Genomic DNA, 26,119 nt, shown 5'->3' with positions numbered 1-26,119 from the left:
CTTGGAAGATGCGGGGCGCCGGCCGGACCCCGACGCGGCCGGGCATGCCGCGGCACGGCTCCACCTCCGGGTCCGCATGGGGGACACTTGAGGTTCACCATGACAAGGCGGCAAGACTATGCTCACCCTCCGGCAGGACACCGACGGCTTCATCCACATGAGCCGGCACTTCCCGCAAAAGATGTCCATCTCCATCGTTTTCACCGACGGCAGCACGGGTGAATATTCCGGCGCCCGGCTCAACGGCCTCTACGACCAGGCCGTGGCCGCGTACCGTCTGGCCAACAACCTGGACGCGAAGGGCTTTGACAGGGCGCCCGCCAAGGTCCACCGCCGCAACGCCGTGGGCCTGGTTCCCGTCAGCGCCGACATGGGAGGCTGACGGGCATGGGAGGGCCGCAAGGGTCCGTGCGCAGAAACATGGCGCGCCGCCTTGAACCGAATAGTTGAAGCTACAAGTCCCTGGTGTACCTTGGAAGTGGCCAACAGCCCGGATTCCCGCTCCCCAGGAGATTGCATGACCCCCACCCTGCGCGATGTGCGCTCGCCAGACTGGACCGCCGCGCCTGTGCCCGGCTCCGTGGTGCTCCTGCTCCACGGCTTCGGCTCCCACGAGCACGACCTGGCCTCCCTGGCCCCGGCGCTGGGCCTGAACCTGCCCTGGGCATCGCTCCGCGCCCCGCTGGACCTCGGCAACGGCGGGGCGGCGTGGTTCCAGATCACCACGCCCGGTGACCCCGACGCCGGCCCGGTGGAGCAGGCAACCGACGCCGTCTGGGCCTGGGTGGAGGCCAATGTGGACCCCGGCACGCGCATTGTGCCCATCGGGTTCTCGCAGGGCGGGCTCGTGGCCACCCAGCTGCTGCGTACCCGGCCCGAACGCGTGCTGGCCCCCGTGGTCCTGGGCGGCTTTGTGCTGGGCGGCCCGCAGCCGGGAGACGATGCCCTGCGCGCCACCCTGCCCGCGCTGTTTTGGGGCCGCGGCGCCGAAGACAGGGTCATTGCCCCCGTGGCCATCGCCCGCACCGTCCAGTACCTGCCGGGCCACACCGCCTTGGTCGAGCGCGTGTACCCGGGCCTGGCGCACGGCATCAACGCCCCCGAGCTCGACGACGTCCGCGGCTTCCTCACGGCCCACGTGGGTGCCGCGGCGGTCGCAGGCGCGTAGGCAGGCCGCCAGCGCGCCGGCCGCCGCTGAGGCCAACAGGTCCTCGCACGCCAGGCCGGATCAGCCCGCCGGCTCCGTCAGGTCTTGCCCTTGCCCTTCTTGTCGTCAATGATCCCGCCGATCAGCCCGCCGATGGCCCCGCCCAGGACGCCGCCGGGAACCCCTCCCAGCAGGGTGCCAATGCCCGCGCCAATCCCGGACAGGCTTGAGCCGTAGCTGACCCGGGCGATCGTGACCGTCGTCGAACCTTCAGGGAAGACGGACACCTCGAACGAGCCCAGGGCCGCGGAGGCGATGACGAGGGCCACCGGGCTGGGCTTGTTCCCGGCGAGCATCTTGGCGTAAATGTCCCGTGTTTCGAAGTAGGCCCGCTGGGGGTTGCCCTTTGGCTCGCCCGCCTCATAGCCGAGCCTGTACAGCCCGAGCAGCGTCTCCGCCTCGTCCTCGCTGATGACCTCGGCTGCCGAGAGCCTGGCAAGCACGGCCCGGTGTTCGGCAACATAGTCCCCCTTGAACTCCTCCATGATGCCCCGCGCCTCGACGCGCGCAGCGTGCATCAAGTCCGGCAATCCAACGACGATGGCTGGTGTTGACTCCATGTGTCCCCCCTCTGGGTTCACGGATCGTTAGGGTGCACGGATAACGCTAGGCCGCTACCGGTTGGTTGTGACCGGTGTCACACCGGATTCCTTGCTGATTTTCAGACGGGTTGCCTGCCGTTCAAGGGAATCGTTTCCTCGCGGGTGTCGATCCGGCCACCGCCCAATCGTCATCCTGGTGAAGCACGGCCACCAGGCAAGCCCGCCGCCGTCGTGCTTGGCACAAGATGCGGCGCCGCCCGTGGACGGCATCGCCCCGATCAAGGAGAATGAACCATGCGTTACACACTGCTTCTGCACTACCCGGAAATGGATGCCGCAGCGCTGGGTGAGGAGGCGCTTGCGGAGGGCCGGCGTGCCTTCAGCAGCTATGCGGCCGCGCTGCACCAGGCGAACGTCCTGATCAGCGCCGAGGTGCTCCAGCCGTCGTCGAACACCACCACGCTGACCAAGCCCGACGGCGCCCTGAGGGTGCAGGACGGCCCGTTCGCCGACACCAAGGAGCAGCTGGGCGGGACGTTCGTGATCGACGTGGCCGATTTGGACGCCGCCATCGAGTGGGTCGGCAAGGCTCCGTCCGTGGAATGGGGCGCCGTGGAGATCCGGCCCGGTGCCACCTACACCGTGGACGGCACCTGGATGCCCAACGCATGACTTCCCCGGAGGCGCGGACCGCGGCCGAACACGCCGCCCGCGCCTCCTACGGTCACCTTGTGGCGCTGCTGGCCGCGTCCACCGGCGACCTCGCCTTGGCCGAAGACGCCCTTTCCGCCGCCTTTGAACAGGCCCTTCTCAGCTGGTCCGCGGGCGGCGTCCCCGCCAACCCTGAAGGCTGGCTGCTCACGGTGGCCCGCAACAGGCAGCGCGACGCCTGGAAGTCAGCCGCGCACAGGACGGCGCTGCCGCTCGAGGAGGCCGGACCGGAAGGAGGCCCCGCCATGGCGGCCCTTGACGAACTCGACGTCGACGCCATTGGCGACAGGCGCCTGGAACTGCTCTTCACCTGCGCGCACCCGGCCATCGACCCCTCGATCCGGACTCCGCTGATGCTGCAGGCGGTCCTGGGCTACGACGCCGCCAGGATCGCCGCCGCCTTTGCGGTGCCGCCCGCGGCCATGGCGCAACGGCTGGTCCGCGCCAAGAAGCGCATCAAGGCAGCGCGGATTCCCTTCACCGTGCCCGGCCGGGACGCCATGCCGGCGCGGCTGCCCGCAGTCCTGGAGGCCATCTACGGCTGCTACGCGCTGTCCTTCGCCGACGCGCCGGAAGTGCGCGGTGAATCGGCCGGCGAGGACCTGGCCGGCGAGGCGCTCTACCTGGCGGTGACCCTGGCCGCGCTGCTGCGCACCGAGCCCGAGGCCTGGGGTCTGGCTGCCCTGATCACGCTCTCGCAGGCCCGCGCACCCGCGCGCGGCGGCCCGTTCGTCCCCCTCGAGGAGCAGGACACCTCACTGTGGGACGCCCGCCTCATCGCGGAAGGCGAGGCCCACCTCCTGCGGGCCTCCGCGGGAAGCACCACCGGGCGGTTCCAGCTGGAGGCCGCCATCCAGGCGGTGCACTGCGACCGGGCCCGGACGGGCCGGACCGACTGGCCGGCGCTGCGCACCCTCTACACGGCGCTCGTCGCCACCGCCCCCAGCTTTGGGTCCCGGGTGGCGCTGGCCGCGGTCATCGGCCGCACGGAATCGCCCGCCGCCGGTCTCTCCGCGCTGGACGCCCTCAGCGAGGGGGACGGACCGGCGGGAGCGTCCGCCGTCGAACGCTTCCAGCCCTACCTGGCCACCCGGGCCGACCTGCTGGCGCGGGACGGCCGACGGCGGGAGGCGGCGGAAGCGTTTGCCGCGGCCGTGGCGGCGACCCCGCAGCCCGCCGTCCGCGAATACCTGGTGCGGCGGGCCGCCGGACTGGCGTGAGCGTACCCGTCCCGGGTGAAACGGGCGTGCCGGGTCTGGCCCCGATGGCGGCCCCGCTGCCACTACGCTGATCCCATGACAGCGTTGAAAGTGTTTGGACTGGACATCGACAAACTGGCCGGCGGGCGGCACGGCCACTACGTGATCGAGGAAGCCGCGCGCGTGCACCCGCGCACCCGCAGTGCCTTCCGCTGGGTCAACTGGATCCTGGGCCTGGAGGTGCTGGTGGGCTTCAGCGCCATCGTCATTGCCCTGGTGCTGGAGACCCGCGGCACGCCGGTGGGCTTCGCGGTGTGGTTCCGCGGCGTTGTGGTCCTGCTCATGACGCTGACGCTGTTCTTCTTCGCGTGGCGGGCCGAGCAGGGCTACTACTGGGGATACCAGCGGCTGCGGCTTTTCAGCCAGATCTTCCCCGTCATCACCCTCGTGGTGGCCACCATCCCGGGCCTGTACCCCTACTGGATGGTGGTGGAGCAGATCATCTTCGCCGTCCTGATGATCGGGGTCGCCGACTTCCTCACCAGCGACCACATGCGCGACGCCTACCCCAGCCCCAAACGACTGGCGGGGCGCCCCCGGCCCTGAGGGCGGGGACGACGCCGGCCCCCGCCGCCAGGTGCGCGGCGCCGTCGTCCGTCCCGTGGACCCGCCGCCCTCGCCCGTCTAGAACGTGGCCGCGTCGATGACGAAGCGGTAGCGCACGTCGGAGGCCAGGACGCGTTCGTAGGCGTCGTTGATCTTGCTGGCCGGGACCACCTCGATCTCGGCGCCGATGCCGTGCTCGGCGCAGAAATCGAGCATCTCCTGCGTCTCGCGGATGCCTCCGATCATGGAGCCGGCGAAGGAACGCCGCCCGGTGATGAGGGAGAACGCCTGCACGGGCAGCGGATCCGCCGGGGCACCCACGTTCACCAGGGCGCCGTCGAGCTTGAGAAGCTGCAGGTAGGCGTTGATGTCGATGGCGGCGCTGACGGTGTTCACGATCAGGTCGAAGCTGCCGGCGAGGTCGGTGAAGGTGGTTTCATCGCTCGTGGCGCGGTAGTGGTCGGCGCCCAGGCGCAGCCCGTCCTCCTGCTTCTTCAGGGACTGCGACAGCACCGTCACCGTGGCTCCCATGGCGTGGGCCAGCTTGACGGCCATGTGGCCCAGCCCGCCCAGGCCGACGATGGCCACGTTCCTCCCCGGACCCGCACCCCAGTGGCGCAGCGGCGAGTAGGTGGTGATGCCGGCGCAGAGCAGGGGAGCGGCGACGTCCAGGTCCAGGCCGTCAGGGATGCGCAGGACGAACGCTTCCGTGACCACGACATGGGTGGAGTACCCGCCCTGGGTGATGGTGCCGTCGCGGTCCACGGCCCCGTACGTGCCCGTGTTCCCGGCCAGGCAGAACTGTTCCTCCCCGGCCTGGCAGTTGGCGCACTCGCCGCAGGAGTTCACCATGCAGCCCACGCCCACCCGGTCGCCGACCCGGTGCCTGGTGACTGCCGACCCCACCTCGGCGACGACGCCGGCAATCTCATGTCCCGGGGCCAGCGGGTAGCTTTGCGGGCCCCAGTCGCCGCGGACCGTGTGGATGTCCGAGTGGCAGATGCCGGCGAACTTGATGTCGATGAGGACGTCGTGCGGGCCGACGTCGCGGCGTTCGATGGTGGTGGGGATGAGGTCGCCCGTGGCGGACGGGGCGGCGTAGGCGTTAACGGTAAGCATTCTGACTCCTGCAATTGACTTGGTGGGTTGGACTGGCTTGACGGGTTGGACTGGGGAGGGACGAGGGCGGGGCGTTGGCTCGTGCGCGCACGCTATGGCGTCGCGGGGAAGGCTGTGCGGCGGCCCGTGACAGCGACCACGAGCGCCAGGGCGGCCAGTCCGGTCATGACGACTGGCAGGGCGTGCCGACCGAGGCGATCGCCAGCGCCCGGCATGGTCGCCGCGATGGTCCCCAACGCGTAGACGCTGACGAGCTGGCCGGCCGTGCCTTCGGTGATGTCCAGGCCGGCGGAGATCTGGGGCAGGAGGCCGGCGGGCATGGTTTCGGTGGCAATGAGGATGAACCCCATGGCGGCCATGACCAGCAGTGCGGCCCGCGGCAGGCGGGGGGCCGGCGTCGTCCTGGGTGAAGGTTCCTGGGCAGCGCACGCCGGGGCGCCGTCGTCCAGAGAGGTGGCTCGGGTCAAAATTGTTCCATTTCGTGGGTGGCGGCCATCAGGCATGGCGACCAGGGGTTTGGGAGTGGGGGACGCGTCTGCCGTGCCTTCATCCATTCAACGGCAGGCGCGGGGCGGCAAACAGTCCCTGCTGTGAGGGGCACTGGCAGGGACCCCCATCATGGCGGCCGGCTGCCGCCTGGCGCGGAGGGGTCCGCCGGTCAGTGGCGCAGTGCGCCGGGAGTGTTGCTGTGCCCGTCACCGTCGGACACTGCCGTGACGGCCTTGTTCGTGGCGGCCCAGCTGGCCAGCAGCCGCAGGCCGTCCTCGGATGGGGTGCCCGGTTCGGCGCTGTAGGTGAACATGGTCAGCCCGGGCGTGGCAGGCAGCTCCAGCGCGTCGAAGTGAACCTCGAGCAGGCCCACCACCGGGTGCCGGAGGGTCTTGACGCCGCTGCGGTGGAGGCGGACGTCGTGCTGGGCCCAGCGACGGCGGAACTCCTCGCTGCGGGTGGACAGTTCCCCGACCAGCTCGGTCAGCGCCTTGTCGAACGGGTTGCGGCCGGCCTCGGCGTGCAGCATGGCGACGCAGGTGTCGGCCGCCAGGTTCCAGTCGGGATACAGCGAACGGGAACGGGCGTTGAAGAAGGCGAACCGGGCAAAATTTGCCGGACGCACAGGGTCCTCGAGCACGTCCGCGTACAGCGCGCGGCCCAAGTTGTTGGCGGCGAGGACGTCCAGCCGGCCGTTCTGCACCAACGCGGGAATGCCGACCATGCCGTCCAGGATGCGCTGCACGCTGGCGTGGATGCCCCGCGCGGCTTGCCGGCGCGGGCGCGCGGCCGGCCCGGCGGCCCGGGCGAGGTTGAACAGGTGGTCGTGCTCCGCCTCGTTCAGGTGCAGGGCCCGGGAGATGGCCTCCAGGACGGAGTCCGAAACGCCCGCCAGGCCGCCGCGCTCCACGCGTGTGTAGTACTCCACGCTCACGCCGGCCAGCAGCGAAACCTCTTCCCGGCGCAGCCCGGGGACGCGCCGGATGCCGCCAAAGGTTGGCAGCCCGGCCTGCTCGGGCGTGAGCCGTGCCCGCCGGGAGGCGAGGAATTCCCGAATTTCGCTGCGGTTGTCCATGGAGACAACGTTACGTGGCCCGGCCCGCCGCGTGGGAGTCCCTGACAGGGCCTGTAAGCGGCGTCACGCCGGACCGTTGCACCGGGCGCTAAACTGGTCCGTGTTGATTCCCAAATTCTCAAGAACGGCATTGCCATCCCGACCTGCACCGTGCCCATGGCGATTAGCCCATGATGTGGCAGACGCTGCTTGGCATCCTGGCCGGGCTGGTGGCCGTCTATGTGGTCCTGCTGCTGGCCTTGTGGATGTATGCCCGCCGCCACCCGGACACCGTGGGCATGAAGGACGCCCTGCGGCTGCTGCCGGACCTGCTGAGGGCGCTCCGCCGCCTGGCCGCGGACAGGACCGTGCCGCGCGGCGTGCGGATCAAGCTGGCCCTGCTGCTGGCCTACCTGCTCTCGCCGCTGGACCTGGTCCCGGACTTCCTGCCCGTGATCGGGTACGCGGACGACGTGATCGTCCTCGCCGTCGTCCTGCGCTCGGTGATCCGCACCGCCGGCCCCGGACCGCTGCGCCGGCACTGGCCCGGCACGCCGGCCGGGCTGCGCATCATTGAACGGCTCGCCGGGATGCCGGGCGGCACCGTTCCTTCGCGCACGACGGAGCACCCTTGAGCTCCTTCGCGCCGGCGGGTCCCTGGGACCGGCCGCATGCCGCCAGCCTCATCGCCAGATCCCTGAACGCCCTGCTGGGCGGTGAACGACACGGTGCCTGAGCGCCCGACGGCGGCGGAAGCCCTGCGCCTGCGCCGCCGCGGCTTCCTCCTCGAGGGGATCACGCTGGGCTGGAACGTCGTTGGCGTCGCGGTCCTGGCGGGTGCCTCGATCGCGGCCGGCTCCGTGGCGCTGGCCGGGTTCGGACTGGACAGCCTGATCGAAATCGGTGCCAGCACCGTGGTGATCTGGGAACTGTCCGGCACCGGCGAACAGCGCCAGCGGTTCTCCTTGAAACTCATCGCGGGCGCGTTCCTGGCCCTGGCCCTGTACCTGTGCATTCAATCCGGCGCCGCGCTTGCGCGGGGGCACCGTGCCGCACCGAGCCCCGTGGGCATTGCCTGGACGGCGGTCACAGCGGCGGCCATGTTTTTGCTGGCAGCCGGGAAGGCCCGCACCGGGAAGGCGCTGGGAAATCCGGTGCTGGAGGCGGAGGGCCGGGTGACGTTCATCGACGGGCTGCTGGCCACGGCGGTTCTGGGCGGCGTCCTGCTCGACGACCTGGCAGGGTGGTGGTGGGCCGATCCCGCGGCCGGCCTGGTCATTGTCTACTACGCGACCCGCGAAGCCTGGCACATCTTCCGCCCTGCGCAGTGAGTGCGTGCTCGATGACGGCGGCGGTCCCATAAGCCGCGCTTCCCTTGTTCCAGTGCAAGCGGTGACAGCTAAAGTTGCACGCATGACAAATACGCAGATCAGCCTTGGAGCCATCAATTTCGAGGCGGCGGACCCCACCGGACTTGCCACGTTCTGGGCAGCAGTCACTGGCGCCACACAGTCAGTCAACGGCGACAGCGTCTACCTGCCGCCGAATGGGCCCGGCGGGTTCGGCATGTTCTTCCAGCCGGGAACCGTTCCCCGATCCAAGCACCAGGTCTCCCACGTGGACCTGACAGTCCCCTGGGGTTCCCGACGGGCCGAGGTGGATCGGCTCATCGGCCTTGGTGCAACGCACAAGTGGGATGTCCTGGAGGAGGTCGCGCACGTGCAGTGGAGTACCATGGCCGATCCTGAAGGGAACCTGTTCTGCGTCGCCGAGCATCCACCCGCTGAACTACAGGACTGATAAATTGCGGGCGGTGCGCACGAGTCGTCGGGGTCCCCGTCTCATGAGTGAGTGTGCCGCAGCCTCAGGCGCGGCTGCATGGCCGCCCGGTCAGCGCGGCAAGGTCCGTGCGATCGGCATGTCGTCGATGCCGGCGTCGGGCATGGTGGCGGCCCAATGGACGCCCGAACGCCGCATCGACACGGTTGAACGGATCATCCCGGTCGCCGACGAGGCCGGGCTGGAGCTGACGCAAAGAGTCGTGGCTTGTGTCATCGCCCGCCCCGGTGTCGCCTCCGCGATCGCCGGCCCGCGCACCGTGGACCAGCTTGAGGACCTCGTCGCCGGCTCCGAGGTGTCCCTGACAGACGGGATCCTGGACCGGATCGACGCCGTCGTGGCACCCGGGACCGACGTCGGCGCGCTGGACATGGCGTACAGGGCTCCCGGGATTCCCAACCCGGCGGTCCAGCGGCGGACATTGGGCTGTCGATCGGCCGTCTGAACCGCCCGCGCACGGTCGGGGAGCCCGGTCTGTTGGCGGCTCCCCGCGCTTAGGATGTCGATATGGACAATTGAGGCTGATATATCGGGATCAAATATCCATCGCGTCATCCCAGGCGTCAAGGACGGCCCGCCAGGCTCCGTGTCCGTAGTGCCAGGTTGACACTGCCCCCGGGGGCAAGGTTTATGTTGTTGGGAGGAGGTAAGAATGCGGATAGGCGAGTTGGCGGCGCGGGCCGGGGTGTCCATCAAGGCCGTGCGCTATTACGAGCAGCTGGGCCTGGTCCTGCCGGGGCGCCTGCCCAACGGCTACCGCGACTATTCGGACCACGACCTGCGCGTCACCAGTGAAATCCGGGCGCTCGCGGGCTTCGGGATCAATCCCGCCCGCGCCGCGCCGTTCATTGAATGCCTCGACGCCGGCCACCGGCACAGCGACGAATGCCCGGCGTCCCTGGCCGCATACCGGGACAGCATCGCCGAGCTGGACCGCACCATCGCATCCCTTGCCTCACGGCGCGGACTCCTGGCCGAACGGCTGGCCCGGGTCGCGTCCCGAACCTTTAGAACGGAACCCACACCCATGATCGATTACTCCAAGGTCCTGCCCGACAACCTGCCGGCCCCCGAGGACGACGGCGCCGCGGACCACCTGCCCGGCCGCGCCATGCCCGCGCTGACACTGGAGGCCACCGACGGCGGCCGGGTCGACCTCGCGGGGCTCGGTTCCGGCCGGACCGTCATCTACCTCTATCCGCTGACCGGCGTCCCCGGCACGGACCTCCCGGACGGGTGGGACGCCATTCCCGGTGCCCGCGGCTGCTCCACGGAGGCATGCGACTTCCGCGACCACTACTCCCTGCTGCGCGAGGCCGGGGTCGCCAACGTGTACGGGTTCTCCAGCCAGGACCCCGGCTACCAGCGCGAGGTGGCGACCAGGCTCGGCCTGCCGTTCACGATGCTGTCCGATCCCGGATTCGCGCTCGCAGCCGCCCTGGACCTCCCCACGTTTCCGGCTCCGGGCCACCCGCGCTTGTACACGCGCCTGACCCTGGTGGTGAAGGACGGCGTCATCGAGCACGTCTTCTACCCGATCTTCCCGCCCAACACGCATGCGCAACAGGTGCTGGACTGGCTGCGGGCGTGAGCGTTTGTCGCGCATGCCCGCCAGGACTCCGACACAGGACGAAGCAGACCAGCTTTGCTTGAAGGGAATCAGCCGCGCCGCATCCGCGTTGGCCCTGACAAGCGACCGCCAGCAGAAAGACGCCACCTCCCATGACATCAGCACTCTTTGAGCCGATCACCGTCCGCGGCGTGACCGTCCGCAACCGGATCTGGGTCACGCCCATGTGCCAATATTCCGCCGAGCAGCAGGACGGGATGCCCACCGACTGGCACCTGGTGCATCTGGGCTCGTTCGCCCGGGGCGGCGCCGGCGCGGTGTTCACGGAGGCCACCGCCGTCCTGCCCGAGGGCCGCATCTCCCCGCAGGACCTCGGCCTGTGGAACGACGCCCAGCGTGACGAATTCGCCCGGATCGTGCGCTTCGTCCACTCGCAGGGGGCTGCGGCCGGCATCCAGCTGGCCCATGCCGGGCGGAAGGGTTCGACGTTCAGGACGTGGGACGAGCGCCGGGGAACCGTTCCCGCGGACGACGGCGGCTGGCCCACCGTGGGCCCCAGCGCCATTGCGTTCCCCGGCTATGAGGCACCCGCGGCCCTCACCACGGACGGGATTCGCGGGGTCGCGGCCGCCTTCGCGGCGGCCGCCGTCCGCGCCCTTGAGGCCGGGTTCGACCTCCTCGAAATCCATGCCGCCCACGGCTACCTCCTCCACGAGTTCCTTTCGCCGCTGAGCAACACCCGGACGGACGCGTACGGCGGAACGCTCGCCAACCGGGCACGGCTCCTGCTGGAGACCATCGACGCCATCCGCGCGGTCGTGGACGAAGGCATCCCCCTGAGCGTGCGGTTCTCCGCCACGGACTGGGTCGACGGCGGCTGGACGTTGGAGGAAACCCAGACCGTGGCCCGCTGGGCGGGTGAACACGGGGCCGACCTCGCCGACATCTCCACCGGCGGCAACGTCCCCGCTGCACACATCCCCGTGGGGCCCGGTTACCAGGTCCCGTTCGCCACCGCGGTCCGTGCCGCGGCGGGCCTGCCGACCATCGCCGTCGGACTGATTGAGGAGCCGCGCCAGGCCGAGCAGATCGTCGCCACCGGCCTGGCCGACGTCGTCATGCTGGGGCGCGCACTCCTGCGCGACCCCAACTTTCCGCTGCGCGCCGCCGCCGCACTGGGAGTGACGGTTGACTACGCGTCCCAGCAGTACCACCGGGCGCCGATCGGGCCCACGACGCCGTAAGGCGCCAACGCGGTTCCCCCGCCCTTGGCGGCAAGGGTGGCGCGGTCCCCACAGCAAACGACGACGGCGGCACCCAAGGCGGGTGCCGCCGTCGTCCGTGGTCGCCCGGGTGGGGCGTTGGGGCCTGGGGGTTACGGTGCCGGGGTGAGCCAGCCGGCGCGGGCGCTGCCCCAGCCGGTCTCGCTGTCCCAGCCGCTGCCGACCGACAGGCTCGTGTGGGTGGTGTTGAAGGAGCGCACCGAGTACGTGTATCCGTTGCTCGCATCCAGCCCGTTCACGAAGTCGACGCGGATGTTGCCCGCATCAATGCCCGCACCGGTCACGTCGTGGAAGCCCGAGTGGTCAGAGTAGATGCCCGGGTTCAGGAGCCCCAAACCGTGGCCGCTGGCCTGGATCTTCAACGCCGTCATGCCCGCGAACAGCGGCGAGGCGAGGCTCGTTCCGCCGATGCGGTAGGTGTCGTAGGCCGCGCCACCGGGGAAGCTCTGCGTCTGGCCCACCAGCATGCCGGTGGTCGGGTCGGCGTCCATCGACACGTCGGGCAGCGCACGGCCGCCGTTGGGGCTGTGGATGCCTGCGGACACCTGGTAATCCGGCTCGGCGAAGTTCGACGAGTAGCCGCCCCCGCCGCCGTACAGGAACGGTACGGACTGCGCCCAGGAACCATTGGCGAGGGAGTACTTGGTGGTCTGCCAGCCGGTCTCGCCGGTCACGCCCGCCGGTGTGATGGCGGTTGAGGTGCCGCCGACGCCGGTGACGTACGGGTCGGACGCCGGGTAGTCGGTCTGCGGCGTGCCGAGGGCCGCCGCATCATCGCCCGAGTCGCCCGTGGAGAACGCGTAGCTGATGCCCTCCACCGCGCCCTGCAGGAAGGCGGTCTCGTAGGCCAGCAGGAGTGAGGTCTTGACCACGTCTCCCACGCCGCCCCACGAGCTCGTCACGATGGTGGCGACGCCCTCATCATTGATGCGGTTGAAGGTGTCCAGCAGGTCGGAATCCTGGCAGCTCTTGCCTGCGTAGTAGCGGATGTTCGCCGCCGGCGCCATGGCGTGCACGGCCTCGACGTCCAGCGTCTCCTCGCCATACCAGCCGGACGCGTCGCACTGCTTCGGCGACTTGTTGCCGTTGACCTGCGTGAAGGCGCGCGGAAGGTTCTGGGTCAACTGCCCTTTGATGAACGGCTTGTCGCCAGTGTCGGTGGCATAGCGGTTGGCGTCGGCCTCGATGGTGGGGGAGGCATAGGCGTCGGTGATGGCCACGGTCACGCCGCGCCCGTCAAGTCCAGCTGCCGCGCCGGCCTCGTAGGCGTTGCGCAGCTGCGGCCCGGTGTATCCGCACGGGGCATACGGCAGCGTGGCGCCGTTGAACTTCGGGAGGGCGGTGCCGTCCGGTGTGGGCAGCGTGGTGGAGTTCTGGTCACCGTACCAATGCGAGCAGACCGGCGCGTTGCGGAAGCCGGCACTGGGCGGCGATGGCTTCTGGGTCCGCGGCTCGACGATCGAGACCGTCGTGTCGAGGCCGGAGACGGCGATGATTGCCGAGGCCACGGAGTCGGGGGCGGTGGCAGGGCCCGTGGGCGCCTGCACGCTCAGGCCGTCATGGCTGAAGTTCGCGATGGTCACGCCAAAGGCCTTGTTGGCCGCGGCGACGCTGCCGCTGACGTCGAGGTAGCCTTGGCCCGCAACTGCCTTCACCTTCAGGCCGGCCCCGTTCAGCCAGCTGGTGACGGCACTGGCGGTCGAAGCCTTGGTGTCGAACTGCGCGTGGTACTGGGCTGGCGTGAGGAAGTGGTGGGAGCTTGAGGCGGCCTTGGCGGCGGCCTGAAGGGCGGCGAGCCCGCCGTTCGGTGCGAGGTAGACGCGCACGCTGACGTGGGCGTTGGGGGAGGCTGCGCCGTGGTTCTTGCCGTGGGCGAGCCAGCTGGGCGACGAGTTGGGGATTGGTTTTGGTGGTGGGGCGGCGTCCGCGGCGCCTGCTCCGGTGACCGCCGCGACGACAGCCGCGACAACCACCATGGACACTCCAAGGAAGGGTTTGCGCATTCCAGGATCTCCAGACATGTTCAGGGGCCGTGTGACGATTGTCGGGGCCCGCTGGGTCAAGGCTAAGACTCAGCGGCCGCCGCGGCAACGGTTTTTTTCTCACGCTGGAGACCACCCGCCGCCCAGGGAACGCGCGGCTGAGCCAAAACGCGGCCCGGCAGCGGTGCGGGAACGGGCCCCTCCTTAATGGCCACCCAACGCAACGGATGCAGCTGGCTGGGTGGACGTCGTCGCACTTTTAGCCGCCAACAGGTGGTTCGGGAGCCTGTTTCCCGGCGCCCGGCCGCGGATTTCGAGCAGTTCCCGGGCATGGGCGTGCAGGCGCTTGTCTTCTTCGGTTACGGGAATCCAGGGGGGAACGGGCACCGAGTTGCCGGCGTCGTCGCGGGCCACCATCACGGTCAGGCAGTAGGTGGTCAGGGCCATCTCCCGTCCCTTCGGATCGCCCGAACGGACGTGGACTGCGATGTGCATGCCCTTCGTCCCCGTGTAGACCAGCCGGGCCTCGACCTCCACCACGTGGCCGATCAGCAGCGGCCGGTAGAAGCGCACGCCGCCGGAGAAGACCGCCACGGTGTCATTTCCGCAATAACGTGATGCGCACACATAGGCGGCTTCATCAATCCACTTCATCACGATCCCGCCGTGCACCTTGCCGCCCCAGTTCACGTCGGCGGGGGCGGCCATGAATCGCAGGACCACGCGTTCGGCCGTTCCCGCGTCAGTGTAGTCCTGGGCCTTCATGGCGGCCACGATCTCTTCCCGCACCTTGACCCGGGCCAGGGCCTGATCGCGCTGTTCAATGTCCTCCGGCGTGGCCGGCTCAAACGGAGTTACCGGGATGGGCTTGCCATCCTCGCCCACGGCCACGAATATCACCAGGCACTGGCTGCGCATCGTGGGGGTTCCGCCCCGGGGGTCCCCCGAGGACACCACGGTGCGGATGTGCATCGACGACCGTCCCGTGTAGACAATGGTTGCCTCCACCTCCACCATGTCGCCGCTGTTGACAGGGTCCGCAAAGTGGATGTTGCCCACATAGGCCGTGACGCAATAGGACTTGGCCCAGCCCACCGCGGCGGCGTACGCCGCCTTGTCCACCCACTCCAGCACGGTGCCGGCGTCCACGGAGCCACTGTGTCCGACGTCGGTGGGGGCCGCAAGGAAGCGAAGGGTCACGGAATTGGCGGCAGTCTCACTCATGGAACGAGTTTATTGAAGTGGCAGTGCGTCCACGGCGTGCGGAGTCTCATATGCCCTTTCACCCGTCATAAAGCGCTCGCCGCGTCCCCCTAGGGAACGTCCGGCAATTGACGACGTTTAGACCACCGGTTTTGCGGCCGAGTGCTGGTACCGGAACGTCTTCAGCTCAGGGGCGCGTGCCGCTGGTCGCCGAACCAGCGGATCAGGTGGCCGGCGAGGGCGGCCTGGTCGTCTCCGGCCCACGCAATGTGTCCGTCGGGGCGCAGGAGCACGGCAGGCGCGTGGAGTTCGTCGACCGTGTCCGCGATCCGGTCGACACGGTCTTCCCAGCCGGACGCCGTAAGCCGGCCGGTCTGGTCCAGCAGCAGCCCGCGGCCGGTGCGCATCCGTGCGTAGAGCCGTCCCCGCGTCAGCTTCACGTCCCGCAGGCGCCGGCCGAGCAGATCATGCCCCTGGCCGACGTCGTACCGGACGGAGATCGCGGTGAGCTTTTCGATCAGGTACCGGTTGACGTCGTCGAAGTCCATGAGGTCGGAGACCAGCTTGCGAACGGCCCGGGGCCCGGGCTCGGTGTCGAGCAGCAGCATGTTCGCGCGGGTGGTCTCCAGAACGTCGGCCGCGACGGGGTGCCGTTCCGTGTGGTAGCTCTCGAGCAGGCCCCCGGGTGCCCAGCCTTGGATGGCGGCCGCCAGTTTCCAGCCCAGGTTGAACGCGTCCTGGATGCCGAGGTTGAGCCCTTGCCCGCCGACGGGAGGATGGATGTGCGCGGCGTCGCCGGCCAGCATCACGCGGCCCACCTGGTAGTGCTCGGCAATGCGCGTGGCGTCACCGAACCGTGAGAGCCACCGTGGCGAATGCACGCCGAAGTCGGTGCCCGCCCAGGCACGAAGCTGCTCCCTGACCTCGTCAAAAGCGGGCGGCACTGCCCGGTCCTCCGCCACGTGTGCGGCGGGCACCACCACCCGGTAAAGGCCCCCGCCGATGGGTCCGGCACCGAAGCGTTTCTGGGTCTTGCGGACTTCGGCGACGACGGCGGCCACCTCCTCCGCCGCCGCCGTCACCTCCATCTCACCCATGAGCGTGTCCACCCGGGACGGTTCGCCGGGAAAGGCCACGCCGAGCAGTCCGCGCACGGTGCTGCGGCCGCCGTCGCAGCCCACGAGATAGCGGGAGCGCAGCCGGGTGCCGTCAGCCAGCTCCACCTCCACCTGGCCATCGCCCTGGGTGAGTGCAACCAGCTCGCAGCCCCGGCGGATTTCCGCCCCCAGCCCGGCGGCATGATCTTCCAGCAGCCGGTCGGTGACCGGCTGGGGAATGCCGAGGACGTAGGGGTGGGCGGTATCGAGGTCAGCGGGGGCCGGCTTGGAGATGCCGGCGAAGAAGCCGTTCAGCGGGTATTTCCGACCGTGGGCCAGGAATTTTTCCAGGAGTCCGCGCTGGTCCATCACTTCGATGCTGCGCACGTGCAGGCCCAGGGACCGGGCGATCCCGGTGGGTTTGGCGTCCTTCTCCAGCACCAGGGTCGACACGCCGTGCAGCCGCAGCTCACCTGCCAGCATCGAGCCCGTGGGACCCGCGCCGACAATGATCACATCGAACATGAGGCCTCCCTGTGTCCGCTCCGTTCCGGCGGGGCGTCCCACCACACTAACGCGTCGGGCGGTGCGGCGGGCCGATCCGGACCGCCCTGAAGTCATTGCAGCCAGACGTTATTGCAAATTGTCGGGAGTGTTGGCCCGCAGTTCACCTGGGGGGTGGTTGGATGGAGGTACATGAGAGGGACGGCAGCCGCCGCATCCACCCGACCATTAAGGCAGTCATGGACCACATCGAGGCCGAGCATCCCCGGCCGCGCCACTTCCTGCTTCACCTGAGCGACACCCACCTGCTGGGCGGCCCGGGCCCCCTGTACGGCGCTGTGGACAGTGAGGAGCGGCTGCGCCAAATCTTCGCCGAGATCGCCACGTCGGGCGCCCGGCCGGAGGCAGTCATTTTTACCGGGGACCTCACCGACAAGGGCGAGCTCGACGCGTATGCCAAGCTGCGCGGGATCGTGGAGCCCGCCTGCAAGGAGATGGGCGCCGAGGTGATCTGGGCCATGGGGAACCACGACCACCGCGGAAACTTCCGCGCGGGCCTGCTAGGGGAGCCGGCGGACAGCGCGCCCGTCGACCACACCCGCTTCTTGAACGGGCTGCGGGTCATCACCCTGGATACCTCGGTGCCGGGCTTCCACCACGGCGAGCTCGGCGCGGACCAGCTGGAGTGGCTGGCCGGGGAACTCGCCACACCTGCCCCGGACGGCACCATCCTGGCACTCCACCACCCGCCGGTGCCCAGCGTGCTGGACCTGTCCGTGCTGGTCGAGCTTCGCCGGCAGTCCGAGCTGGCGGCCGTGTTGCGCGGCTCGGACGTACGCACCATCCTGGCCGGCCACCTGCACTACTCGACCAACGCCATGTTTGCCGGAATCCCCGTGTCCGTCGCCTCGGCCACGTGCTACACCCAGGACCTGAACGTCCCGGTCGGAGGCACCCGCGGCCGCGACGGCGGGCAGGCCTTCAACCTGGTCCATGTCTATGAGCACACGATTGTCCACTCCACCGTTCCGCTGGGCTCCGGCCCGACCGTCGGCGAGCAGGTCAGTGCCGAGGAGACCCAGGCCCGCCTTGACGCGGCCGGGGTACGCATTCCCGACCATGCGGCCCGCACCACGGGCATCCCGGTCCGGGCACGACGGCGCGGGCTGGCGCCGCGCTGAACCTCACGGACCGCGCGGGTCGGCAGGGCCGGCGGGCTACTTTTCCCAGGGCGCCGTGATCGGGAAATACTTCTGCAGAAAGTCCGTCACTACCTCGGCGCGTTCCTCGGCGGGGACCTCCGGGAAGCTGCCGTCGTTGAGGCAGAAGAAGTCCGCATTGCGCTTGGCGAGCAGTTTCGCCAGGTATTTCAAGCCCGCCCGCGCCGTCGTGTCGACGTACTTCACCTTGGCGTCCGTTTGAACGGCGGCCCTGCCCGTGAGCAGCCCGTAGTAGTGGTACAGGGAGTTGGTGACGGAAATGTTCTCCGCCGACCGGAAGGTGCTGGCGGCCGTGGCGCTGAATTCCGCGGGGAACTCGCGCTCCATCTGCGCCATGACGCTGCGGCGCAGCGGCGTGGCCGCATGTTCCAGGTGCCGGGTGGTGATGCGCCCGAAGCGTTCCCACAGCAGTTTCCGGTTCACGCGCGCGGCGTTTTCAAAGCCGCTGCGTTCCGTGTCGTTCTCGCCCAGGCCGATCCTGGTCTCCGCCTCGATGAACTTCGTGATCCCGCCCGGGGTGAAGAACATGTCGGGGCCGACGGGACGGCCAAAGAACATGTCGTCGTTGGAGTACAGGAAGTGCTCCGACAGGCCGTCGATGTGGTGCAGCTGGCACTCCACGGCCTGCGAATTGTGCGTGGGCAGCACCGACGGGTCGGCGAAGAACTCCTCGCTGCGCACCAGCGTCACCGACGGGTGCTCGCCCAGCCAGGACGGGGCGGGGGAGTCCGTGGCGATGAAGATCCGCCGGATCCACGGCGCAAAGGTGTAGACCGAGCGCAGCGCATACTTGAGCTCGTCGATCTGCCGGAACCGGGCCTCGTGGTCGTCCCCTTCGCCCACCACCACGCCTTCCATCCGGGCGCGCCGGGCGGCAATGTATTCCGGTGAGCTGCCGTCCACCCAGGAGAAGACCAGGTCGATGTCGAAGCCGATGTCGGAGGCATGCTCGGCGAACATGTTCTCGATGGTCGGCCACACGTGACCGTACCGTTCCACCGTCCCGCGCACCGCGTCCTGCGCCAGCAGCGTGCGCCGGGTCAGCGAGTTTTCGATGGGCAGCACCAGCTGGTCGCCCTCAAAGCTCCACAGCTCGATCTGGACGCCCAGGGACGCGCCGTAGCTGAGCCCGCCGTCAGGCTCCCACCGCGGTCGGTACAGGCGCAGAATGCGGGACTTGCGGTTCCTGGCCGCCATCCCGTCTGCCACCAGCAGTGCCGACTTCTTGCGGGCATCCACCGTCAGGGCATAAAACGGTTCGTTGGCGCAGGCCTCAACGAGGGCCTTGCGCAGCGCGGCACGGTCGGCCCAGTCGACCGAGATCACGGGCCGTTCGTCGTTGCCGCGCACCAGCAGGTAGTTCAGTCCGGCCGCTTCCAGTGCACCGCGGATGAACAGCAGGTCATCCACCATGGCTTCGTTCGGTGTGCGGTCGCGGTTGATGAGGACATACCTGCCGCGGTGGCGGACGACGTCGGGCCTGTCCTTGAAGCGCGCGACGGCGGACGGCGGGGTTTCCTCCACGAGGTCAATGTCGTCGTCGGTTGCGGGATTGCCATAGTAGACATCATGCGCGGCGGTCACGTCGGTAATGGGGGCTCCAATGCTGTGTCGAAAAATGCTGTGTAAAAAAAGAGGGGGTCTCCTTGAATAATAGTCCGTTGGCGGCACCGGGTGGACCAAAACCGCATGCGGAGCCGGCCCGGCTGTTGCGGCGCCGGGTAGGCCGCCCCTCGCCGTCGTCAGTCATCAGGTGCGCCCCGACTGACTGCCCGATCCGGGCGACCGGCCCACTTCAGGCGCCAAGCGTGTAAAGCGTCCTACGTGGTTGCCGGCTTTGGTGGTTTCGGCGGGTTTTTCCTCACGATCCCGTCTGTGGGGGCGGGAACGGCGGTTCCGTCGAGCGCGGTCAGTGCGGGCATCGGTTGACCGGTGGGCCCCTTCCAGACGTCTGGCGGGACAGGGCTGGGTTCCGGGTCCGGGGGAGCGGGCTGAACGATCGCGGTGCCAGGCGCGGGTGGTTCGGGCCGCACGAGTGCCGGGTCGACGTGCGCCGCGAGGGATGGAGCGCCGTCGACCCTGTCGACGCCCATGGCGGGGAGCCCGAGGAGGTCAATGACGGTTTTGGGGATCGATGCGTGGGAGTGCCATTGGGGGTCGATGCCCTGCCGGACCTTGCCGCCAAACATGATCAGGGGGATCCTGGATCCTCCGATGGCGGCAAAGCCGTCCGGGTGGATGGCGTCGGGCACGGTCTCAATGTCCGGGGTGGGGACGGAATCGGTGTAACCACCCCAGTCGTCCCAGGTGAGGATGAACGTGGTGTCTGCCCAGCCGCCGCCGTCGATGACGGCCTGGACCCTGTCCCAGACGAGGTTTTGACCCTTGGTCACGTAGTCGGGCGTGCTGACGTGCGGAGGGTGTTCGTCGTAACCAGCAGGACTCCATACGTAACAGACCTGCGGGAGGGTGCCGGCCTTGGCCATCGGGATGAAGTCCTTGGGCGGGTAGACCTGTGATGAACCGGGTGCGGTGGCCAGGCTTTTGTAAAACTTGGTGGGATACCCGGACCCGTCGGGGAACGCGCCCCAGGGGACGCCGCCGGCCTCGGCGGCAGTGAAGATGGAGGGCAGGTCCCAGACCGGGTGGGGGCCGGTGAACGGGGGGTTCTTCAGGGTCGGCATCTGGCCGCCGATGGCGAGCATGTGTCCCGGTGTGGAGTTTGATCCCGAGCCGAAGTGGTGGTCGCAGAACAGGAACTGTTTGGCCAGCCAGCTGTAGTAAGGGATGACGGTGTCGTTGTTGACCTGCACGTCCAAGGCAGGGTAGTCGCCCATGGCGTAGTGGACCCAGGCGTTGCGGTCGTGGGGCTGGTCAAAGTTGGGGGGTGCGTCCAGCAACTGGCCGTGGTTGGCGACGGCGGCACCCCAGGAAGCCATGGTGGGGAAGTAGAAGTCAGTGGTCTTGTTCTCCTGGATGAAAACCACCACGCGGTGTCCTGGGATCGCAGCCATGTCACGCCCTTCGCTCCTGGCCCCGGTCCTCTGCCCCCGTGCGCCATGTACTCCATCGAAACACACGCGCCCGTCCGCTGGCCATAGCCGGCCGGATTCCCTTGGCTTGGGGGCGGAATGCTTCTACTCCGACCCAAGGAGCACGTCCAGAATCTCACCGACCGCGACTTCATCCAGTCCTTCTCGGCGGAGCGGCAGTGTCGGATGCAGCTCGTAGAAGTTCCGGCTGCCCACGCGTTGACGCGTCAGGTAGCCGCCCTCCACGCCCCTCAGCCCGTCAAACCCGAGACGCCCAATGCCACGGATGAGAAATCGGCGCCGCCGTCGTTCTGTACCCGGTGGCCAGGCGCGTCAGCCAAACCGCCGCCTTGGGCTTCGTGGCCGCCCGACTGGTGGAAACCTGTCTCATCTTGGTCAGCGTCGTCACCCTGCATGCGACCTGCCCTTGGGCTACGTGCTGTACAAGTAAGCGCTGGTGCCCCGCATCTTCCCGATCGTCGCATTCATCGGTGCCCCGCTGCTCCTGGCTTCTGACATCGCGGTCTTCTTTGGCACCTACGGCCAGGTATCGCCGATCGCCGCGCTCGCAGCCCTGCCCGTCGCCGCCTTCGAGCTGTCCCTCGGCCTCTGGCTGATCGTCAAATGCTTCAGGCAGTCGCCGTTGACCCCCGACGGGCCCGTCGATCCTTCGTCCCGACACCCAGTCAACGGTCCAGCCGTGAACACCCGCACCGTCACGCCACGCGCAGGCTTCCCCACGCCAGAGCCGTCGCCCTTTCGAAGGAACCCGATGCGTGTCAGCCAACCCGATTGCGACGGGAAGCTCATCTGGCGTTCAGCAGTCGCACTGCCGGCGGCCATCGGTGGCGACGTCGACACCGGGGGGTGATCTTCTTCTGCTCAGCGTCGTCGGATGGTCCAGCCCGGCTGCCTTTGCTGGGCGCTATTTGAGCATGTCGCGCATGACGGGTGCATTCCTGTCGTTGTCGGTGAGCGGTGCCAATCCCCACACGCTTTCTATCGTGTGCAGCAGGGAGTAGTGGCTGTACGGCAGGCCGGACTTGTAGCCGCGCCGGGCCGCCGGGCCGGCAAAGATGGTCGAGACGGTGTTGTTACCGTTCTCGCCTTCGTCCCAGGTGACCACCAGCAGGGAGTTTTGCGTCGTGAAAGCTGGTGAGGCCAGGATGCCGGGCACTTCGTGTGAGAGCCAGGTGTCTCCGGTCGCCACCGGACAGTCGTGCATGTCGTTGCAAAGATTGGGACTGATAAACACGTAGCTGGGCAGGCTTCGCGGGTCTTGCAGGTCCTCGCTGAGTTGGGCCAGGGGAACATCGTGCGCCGTGCAGGAGGCGTGGTCGCCGGTGACACTGGGGTAGTACATGAACGGGTTGTGTTTCACCGCGTAGGCGCCGGAGTTCTCAGCCGTACAGGGAGCGGGCATGCCCTCGGCGTACATCTTCCAGGTCCGCCCGGACCGCGCAATTTCACCGGTGATGCTCGGCACCCGTGCCGTGCAGCGTCCGCCCGGGGCGCAGTCGTCCGTGATGCCGGCGGTGGTGCCGCCGGTCAGGGCCAGGTAGTTGGGAAGGCTCGGGTGGGAAATGGCCTGGTAGTTGGTCGCGAGTGCACTTTCGGCGGCCAGTTTGTTGATGTACGGGGCGGAAGCATTACCCATGATGGTTGAGGCCGGCTTGTTTTCCTCGACGATGATGACGACATGGTCGATCCCGGGCGGCGTTCCGCCTTTGGCGGCGGGGCTGGCTGAGAGCCCGCTCGAGGACGACGACGCCGGGGCCGCCGGCGGGAGGGTGGCAACGGGGGCCGGGGAGGCGCATCCCGCCATGAACAGCGCGAGCGCGGTGCAGCCGATCACGAACGCGACGAAAAATATGCTCTTGCGGCTCATCACTCGATGCTATCCGCAGCGGTCTCACCCGGCCATCCCCTGTCACAAAAGTCAGGGCTGACGCCATGGAATGGCCCGTCGACCGCGCCGCCCGCCAGGCAACGGACTCCCGGCATTCGGCCATCCTGCCCCCACCGCGGTGGAGCCGGGCATACCGCCCACTGGACGCGTCGTGGGCAGCCGCGATGACGCAGGGGATATTTTAGGCGATCCCCTCGCGACTGCTGCTTGCCATCCGTCACCGCCAGGTACTGCAGTCCCGACAAGCGGTTGCAAAACCCAAGCGGAAGGAACCCCGTGCTGAGGCAGGTCGCGGAGGGTGTGCTGATCCACGAGAGTGAGTTCTGCCAGAGCAACGCCATTGTCGTGCAGGGCCGGGCCGGCGTGTTGCTCATCGACCCCGGGGTTGGGACGGTCCTCGTGTCCGGATTGTCGAGCATCAAGCGCATGCCCCGGGTCATGCGGCGCTGTTGATTGAGGAAAGCGGCGTTCTCGTTGCCGGCGACATGCTTTCCGATGTCTTGATTCCGATGCTCGACTTGACCGACCCCGCCGACCCGATCGAGGACTATCTGGCCGCGCTGCGGCTGCTCGAGGGCGTGGCGGGCGACGTCGATGTCCTCGTGCCCGGCCACGGGTCCATCGGTGGACCTGACCAGGTGCGTGCACGGATCGACCGGGACCGGGCGTACATGCACGCCTTGCGTGACGCCCAGGTTTCCAGTGACCCGCGGGTAGGCCCGTCGGCCAAGCCCGGGTGGGACTGGGTGGGCGGCGTGCACGCACGGCAACTTCAGGTCCTGGCCCGAAGAAGCGGGCGCGACGGAACACCCGGCTAGTACTGGAATTTGTGCCGACGACTTTGGAAAACGGCCGGCACGTGAACTTGCCGGGCCGACTTCTGCGCCGGTGTTCGTGCTGCCCGCCCGTCAGGTAACTATTCCTGGGCCTCGACGGCCGGGGGCTCACCGGCACCCGCAGGATCGGCAGCCACCGAGGGCGTGCCGGGTGATGGCGCCGCGAGCGTGTTCCGTCCGGTCCAGACCTTGATGATCGACCAGCCGACGGCGGTGAGCGGCACGGCCAGCAGGGCACCGACCAACCCTGCCAGCGTGGTCCCGGCGGCGAGGGCGAGGAGGATGGCCAGGCCGTGGATGCGCAGGACCTTGCCCATCAGCAGGGGCTGAAGGACGTGGTGTTCGAGCTGGTTGGCGCCAACCAGGACAATGACCACCACCAGGGCCGGGACAGGGCCGTTGAAGATCAGCGCCACCACGACGGCCAAGGTTCCGGCGGCGGTGGCTCCCACAATCGGAATGAATCCGCCGATGAACACGAACACGGCCAGCGGCAGCGCCAGGGGCACGCGCATGATGGCCAGGGCCAGGCCGATGATGAGCGCGTCGGTCAACGCCACCAGCGCGGTGCCGCGCACGTATCCGCCCAGCACGACGGCGCCGTGATCCGCCGCTATGTGGGCCTTCGTGCGTTGGGCTGCGGGGAGGAAGCCGAACAGGAAGTCGCGGATCTTTTCCCCGTCCTTGAGGAAGAAGAACAAGATGACGGCCATCAATATCGCCCCGACGGCTACCTCAGCGGCAACGCGGAGCCCGGTCAGCGCTTCGTTCCCAAAGGTGGCGCTGAGGATGAACTTTTGGATGGCGTCACGGATCGAACTTATTTGGGCGTCGCTGACCGGGTAGGGGCCTTGAACGAGCAGCCCGTGCAGGCGGTCGATGCCGATGTCGGCCTGGGCAACCAGGTCCTTTGACTGAGACCGGATGAGAAAGACAACGCCGGTGATGACACCGCCGAACACGGCGAGGATGGCCACGAATGATGTCAGCACCGCCACGGCCCGAGGCCAGCGGTGCCGGGTCAGCCAGTGGACCATCGGGCTGATCGCCGAGGCCAGGATCAGTGAAAGGAGGATCGGGGTGAGGACCAGGGGGACCCGCGTGAGAGCCCAGATGACCACCGCGACAAGGGTCAGGACCAACAGCGCCTGGGCCGATCGGATCGCCGACCGTCCCAGCGCGTCGCTCCAGATCACGGGCAGTCCCCGTGCGAATGTCCCGCCCCGGGCATTTGCCAGTGTCACTGTGGGCAGCGGCTCTGCCGGACCGTTGGTTTCAGTTTGCGCCATGGAGGCCATTCTCGCACCGCGGAGGACCGGATGGTGGCGGAGGTGCACTTAAACGCGCCGGGAATGGGCCTCATGTCCGGTGGATGGCGCAGCAGGCACGCGCCTCGCCAAGGCGCAGGAGGCGCGTGCCGCCGTCGTCGTCCGGTTTCAACAGATCCCGCCCGGATCAAGCTGGCAGAGCAGATAAGATGGTTGTACGTCCTTAGCAGAGTCGCAGGCCCACGGAAATGAAATTACCCCCATCGGGTATTTCTACCCGGGGACGAGCCCGGCAGCGACCATACCCCGGACGTGGGACTGGCATTAGGTCCGCTCCGGGCGTCGCGCATAAGGCAAGTCAAGGCGGGGTCCGGCGACCGGTCCCGCCGCCACCCGAAGGAGCACCATTGGCCACCTGCTGCAGCCCCGAAGGCCGACCAACGCCAGGGCACAGCCTCGCCGGCGTCGCCCCTGATCTCGTCACACCGACTGATCTGCCGCGAGGAGCACGAGCCAAGCATGACGACGTCGCCGTGCCCGCAGGCATTTTCGCCATGGGGGATCCCTTCGACGAAGGCTATCCCGCCGATGGGGAAACACCCGTCCACTGCGTCAGCGTCTCGGCCTTCCGGATAGATGTCACAGCGGTCAGCAATAAGCAGTTCGCCGCCTTCATCGGTGCCACCGGCCACCGTACCGAGTCCGAGATGTACGGCAGCTCGGCTGTGTTCCAACTGGCCGTACGGGCGGACGCAAAAGACATTCTGGGCACGGCGGCAGGCACGCCCTGGTGGCTGAACGTCCGCGGCGCCGACTGGGCACACCCTGCCGGACCGCTGTCGAGCTGGGACGAAATCCCAGACCACCCCGTCACCCAAGTCTCCCACTCCGATGCGCTCGCCTACTGCGCCTGGGCCGGCCGCTCACTGCCCACGGAAGCGCAGTGGGAATACGCGGCCCGCGGCGGCTTGGCGCAGGCCCGCTATCCGTGGGGCGACGAGCTGCACGGCGAGGCCGAAGATGGCTCCACCGTGCACCGCTGCAACATCTGGCAGGGCACCTTCCCCACCGTCAACACGGTCGACGACGGATTCCTCACCACCGCGCCCGTGCGCAGCTTCGAGCCCAACGGTTATGGGCTGTTTCAGACCAGCGGCAATGTGTGGGAATGGTGCGCCGACTGGTTCCTGCCCAAGTACTACAGGTCATGCCAGGCCAAGGGCACCGTGGTGGACCCTCCCGGGCCCACCATCGGCCGCGGGCGCGTCATGCGGGGCGGCTCCTACCTGTGCCACGACTCCTACTGCAACCGCTACCGGCTGGCCGCCCGCAGCTCCAACTCACCCGAATCAGCAAGCGGGAACTGCGGCTTCCGGACCGTCGCTGCGGCCGGTTGACTTTCCGCGGGCGCCGCCGGGGAGATCGCATCCGGGTTAAGCCGCGGCTAGG

General features: G+C 68.5%; 27 protein-coding genes and 1 pseudogene. 17 read left to right on the top strand and 11 right to left on the bottom strand.

Features of this window, described 5'->3' with window-relative positions; translation table 11 throughout:
• Positions 1 to 118 precede the first annotated feature (118 nt).
• A complete protein-coding gene (locus tag DMB86_RS14080) occupies positions 119 to 382 on the top strand; it encodes a hypothetical protein (RefSeq protein ID WP_113718361.1) in 264 nt (87 codons plus the stop codon).
• Positions 383 to 517: 135 nt separating this feature from the next.
• Positions 518 to 1,168 (top strand): alpha/beta hydrolase, encoded by a 651-nt coding sequence (locus DMB86_RS14075; RefSeq protein WP_113718360.1) that lies wholly within the window; start codon positions 518 to 520, stop codon positions 1,166 to 1,168.
• Positions 1,169 to 1,245: 77 nt separating this feature from the next.
• Here DMB86_RS14075 and DMB86_RS14070 read toward each other — a convergent pair whose 3' ends face one another.
• On the bottom strand, positions 1,246 to 1,767 hold the full coding sequence (locus DMB86_RS14070; protein WP_129545548.1) for a hypothetical protein: 522 nt from the start codon (positions 1,765 to 1,767) through the stop codon (positions 1,246 to 1,248).
• Between the two features lie 276 nt (positions 1,768 to 2,043).
• Between DMB86_RS14070 and DMB86_RS14065 the strand changes: the two genes are divergently transcribed.
• The 3 genes from DMB86_RS14065 to DMB86_RS14055 all read left to right on the top strand — a co-directional run bounded on the left by DMB86_RS14065 (position 2,044) and on the right by DMB86_RS14055 (position 4,265).
• Positions 2,044 to 2,421 carry a YciI family protein gene (locus tag DMB86_RS14065; RefSeq protein WP_113718358.1) on the top strand — a complete coding sequence of 126 codons (378 nt, stop codon included), beginning with the start codon at positions 2,044 to 2,046 and terminating at the stop codon, positions 2,419 to 2,421.
• Positions 2,418 to 3,680: an RNA polymerase sigma factor gene (locus tag DMB86_RS14060; RefSeq protein WP_113718357.1), complete on the top strand. Its 1,263-nt coding sequence runs from the start codon at positions 2,418 to 2,420 to the stop codon at positions 3,678 to 3,680. The genes DMB86_RS14065 and DMB86_RS14060 overlap by 4 nt, the downstream gene beginning before the upstream one ends.
• 75 nt (positions 3,681 to 3,755) lie before the next feature.
• Positions 3,756 to 4,265, top strand: a complete 510-nt coding sequence (locus tag DMB86_RS14055; RefSeq protein ID WP_113718356.1) for a hypothetical protein — start codon at positions 3,756 to 3,758, stop codon at positions 4,263 to 4,265.
• 78 nt (positions 4,266 to 4,343) lie between these two features.
• On the opposite strand, the gene DMB86_RS14050 is transcribed toward DMB86_RS14055, so the two are convergent.
• From DMB86_RS14050 to DMB86_RS14040, 3 genes are all read right to left on the bottom strand, one after another.
• Positions 4,344 to 5,384 (bottom strand): NAD(P)-dependent alcohol dehydrogenase, encoded by a 1,041-nt coding sequence (locus tag DMB86_RS14050; protein WP_113718355.1) that lies wholly within the window; start codon positions 5,382 to 5,384, stop codon positions 4,344 to 4,346.
• A 92-nt stretch (positions 5,385 to 5,476) separates the two neighbouring features.
• On the bottom strand, positions 5,477 to 5,851 hold the full coding sequence (locus tag DMB86_RS20770) for an MFS transporter (RefSeq protein ID WP_193926256.1): 375 nt from the start codon (positions 5,849 to 5,851) through the stop codon (positions 5,477 to 5,479).
• Positions 5,852 to 6,042: 191 nt separating this feature from the next.
• Positions 6,043 to 6,948, bottom strand: coding sequence for a helix-turn-helix domain-containing protein (locus DMB86_RS14040; RefSeq protein ID WP_113718354.1), 906 nt, complete (start codon positions 6,946 to 6,948; stop codon positions 6,043 to 6,045).
• A 170-nt stretch (positions 6,949 to 7,118) separates the two neighbouring features.
• Between DMB86_RS14040 and DMB86_RS14035 the strand changes: the two genes are divergently transcribed.
• From DMB86_RS14035 to DMB86_RS14010, 6 genes are all read left to right on the top strand, one after another.
• On the top strand, positions 7,119 to 7,562 hold the full coding sequence (locus DMB86_RS14035) for a YkvA family protein (protein ID WP_113718353.1): 444 nt from the start codon (positions 7,119 to 7,121) through the stop codon (positions 7,560 to 7,562).
• Between the two features lie 93 nt (positions 7,563 to 7,655).
• Positions 7,656 to 8,258 (top strand): cation efflux transmembrane domain-containing protein, encoded by a 603-nt coding sequence (locus DMB86_RS14030; RefSeq protein ID WP_113719575.1) that lies wholly within the window; start codon positions 7,656 to 7,658, stop codon positions 8,256 to 8,258.
• Between the two features lie 82 nt (positions 8,259 to 8,340).
• On the top strand, positions 8,341 to 8,727 hold the full coding sequence (locus tag DMB86_RS14025) for a VOC family protein (RefSeq protein WP_113718352.1): 387 nt from the start codon (positions 8,341 to 8,343) through the stop codon (positions 8,725 to 8,727).
• 43 nt (positions 8,728 to 8,770) lie between these two features.
• Complete coding sequence (locus DMB86_RS14020; RefSeq protein WP_171814503.1) at positions 8,771 to 9,211, top strand: aldo-keto reductase family protein; 441 nt, start codon at positions 8,771 to 8,773, stop codon at positions 9,209 to 9,211.
• A 207-nt stretch (positions 9,212 to 9,418) separates the two neighbouring features.
• A complete protein-coding gene (locus tag DMB86_RS14015) occupies positions 9,419 to 10,357 on the top strand; it encodes a redoxin family protein (protein ID WP_113718350.1) in 939 nt (312 codons plus the stop codon).
• 131 nt (positions 10,358 to 10,488) lie between these two features.
• Positions 10,489 to 11,580, top strand: coding sequence for an NADH:flavin oxidoreductase/NADH oxidase (locus DMB86_RS14010; protein ID WP_113718349.1), 1,092 nt, complete (start codon positions 10,489 to 10,491; stop codon positions 11,578 to 11,580).
• Between the two features lie 131 nt (positions 11,581 to 11,711).
• On the opposite strand, the gene DMB86_RS14005 is transcribed toward DMB86_RS14010, so the two are convergent.
• The 3 genes from DMB86_RS14005 to rox form a co-directional block, all read right to left on the bottom strand.
• Positions 11,712 to 13,622 (bottom strand): S53 family peptidase, encoded by a 1,911-nt coding sequence (locus tag DMB86_RS14005; RefSeq protein ID WP_113718348.1) that lies wholly within the window; start codon positions 13,620 to 13,622, stop codon positions 11,712 to 11,714.
• Between the two features lie 183 nt (positions 13,623 to 13,805).
• Positions 13,806 to 14,825 (bottom strand): acyl-CoA thioesterase, encoded by a 1,020-nt coding sequence (locus DMB86_RS14000; RefSeq protein WP_113718347.1) that lies wholly within the window; start codon positions 14,823 to 14,825, stop codon positions 13,806 to 13,808.
• Positions 14,826 to 14,986: 161 nt separating this feature from the next.
• A complete protein-coding gene (rox, locus tag DMB86_RS13995; protein ID WP_113718346.1) occupies positions 14,987 to 16,426 on the bottom strand; it encodes a rifampin monooxygenase in 1,440 nt (479 codons plus the stop codon).
• A gap of 218 nt (positions 16,427 to 16,644) precedes the next feature.
• On the opposite strand from rox, the gene DMB86_RS13990 reads away from it, so the two are divergent.
• Positions 16,645 to 17,586, top strand: coding sequence for a phosphodiesterase (locus DMB86_RS13990; RefSeq protein ID WP_113718345.1), 942 nt, complete (start codon positions 16,645 to 16,647; stop codon positions 17,584 to 17,586).
• Positions 17,587 to 17,622: 36 nt separating this feature from the next.
• Here the strand turns inward: DMB86_RS13990 and DMB86_RS13985 are convergent, their stop codons facing one another.
• Positions 17,623 to 19,158: a stealth family protein gene (locus tag DMB86_RS13985; RefSeq protein WP_418202332.1), complete on the bottom strand. Its 1,536-nt coding sequence runs from the start codon at positions 19,156 to 19,158 to the stop codon at positions 17,623 to 17,625.
• 287 nt (positions 19,159 to 19,445) lie between these two features.
• A complete protein-coding gene (locus DMB86_RS13980; RefSeq protein WP_113718344.1) occupies positions 19,446 to 20,639 on the bottom strand; it encodes an alkaline phosphatase family protein in 1,194 nt (397 codons plus the stop codon).
• Positions 20,640 to 20,977: 338 nt separating this feature from the next.
• On the opposite strand from DMB86_RS13980, the pseudogene DMB86_RS21660 reads away from it, so the two are divergent.
• Together DMB86_RS21660 and DMB86_RS21100 are read left to right on the top strand one after the other, a co-directional pair.
• Positions 20,978 to 21,031: pseudogene (locus DMB86_RS21660) on the top strand (hypothetical protein); the annotation flags it as partial.
• Positions 21,032 to 21,114: 83 nt separating this feature from the next.
• Complete coding sequence (locus DMB86_RS21100; protein WP_236783337.1) at positions 21,115 to 21,528, top strand: DUF4386 family protein; 414 nt, start codon at positions 21,115 to 21,117, stop codon at positions 21,526 to 21,528.
• 54 nt (positions 21,529 to 21,582) lie between these two features.
• Here DMB86_RS21100 and DMB86_RS13970 read toward each other — a convergent pair whose 3' ends face one another.
• Entirely contained in the window at positions 21,583 to 22,545 is a 963-nt protein-coding gene (locus DMB86_RS13970; RefSeq protein ID WP_113718343.1) for an alkaline phosphatase family protein, read from the bottom strand.
• Between the two features lie 297 nt (positions 22,546 to 22,842).
• Here DMB86_RS13970 and DMB86_RS21095 point away from each other — a divergent pair, with 297 nt between their 5' ends.
• The gene (locus DMB86_RS21095) at positions 22,843 to 23,019 is read left to right on the top strand and encodes an MBL fold metallo-hydrolase (RefSeq protein ID WP_227878391.1); all 177 of its coding nucleotides are present in this window, start codon (positions 22,843 to 22,845) and stop codon (positions 23,017 to 23,019) included.
• The gene (locus tag DMB86_RS13965; protein ID WP_227878763.1) at positions 22,974 to 23,384 is read left to right on the top strand and encodes an MBL fold metallo-hydrolase; all 411 of its coding nucleotides are present in this window, start codon (positions 22,974 to 22,976) and stop codon (positions 23,382 to 23,384) included. Before DMB86_RS21095 ends, DMB86_RS13965 begins: the two co-directional genes overlap by 46 nt.
• A gap of 98 nt (positions 23,385 to 23,482) precedes the next feature.
• On the opposite strand, the gene DMB86_RS13960 is transcribed toward DMB86_RS13965, so the two are convergent.
• A complete protein-coding gene (locus DMB86_RS13960) occupies positions 23,483 to 24,691 on the bottom strand; it encodes an AI-2E family transporter (protein WP_113718342.1) in 1,209 nt (402 codons plus the stop codon).
• A 386-nt stretch (positions 24,692 to 25,077) separates the two neighbouring features.
• Between DMB86_RS13960 and DMB86_RS13955 the strand changes: the two genes are divergently transcribed.
• On the top strand, positions 25,078 to 26,067 hold the full coding sequence (locus DMB86_RS13955; protein WP_472239150.1) for a formylglycine-generating enzyme family protein: 990 nt from the start codon (positions 25,078 to 25,080) through the stop codon (positions 26,065 to 26,067).
• Positions 26,068 to 26,119: the final 52 nt, after the last annotated feature.

It is taken from the genome of Arthrobacter dokdonellae, from assembly GCF_003268655.1.
In the GTDB taxonomy this organism is placed as follows: Bacteria; Actinomycetota; Actinomycetes; order Actinomycetales; family Micrococcaceae; genus Specibacter; species Specibacter dokdonellae.
This window is presented reverse-complemented; position numbering and strand designations above follow the sequence as displayed.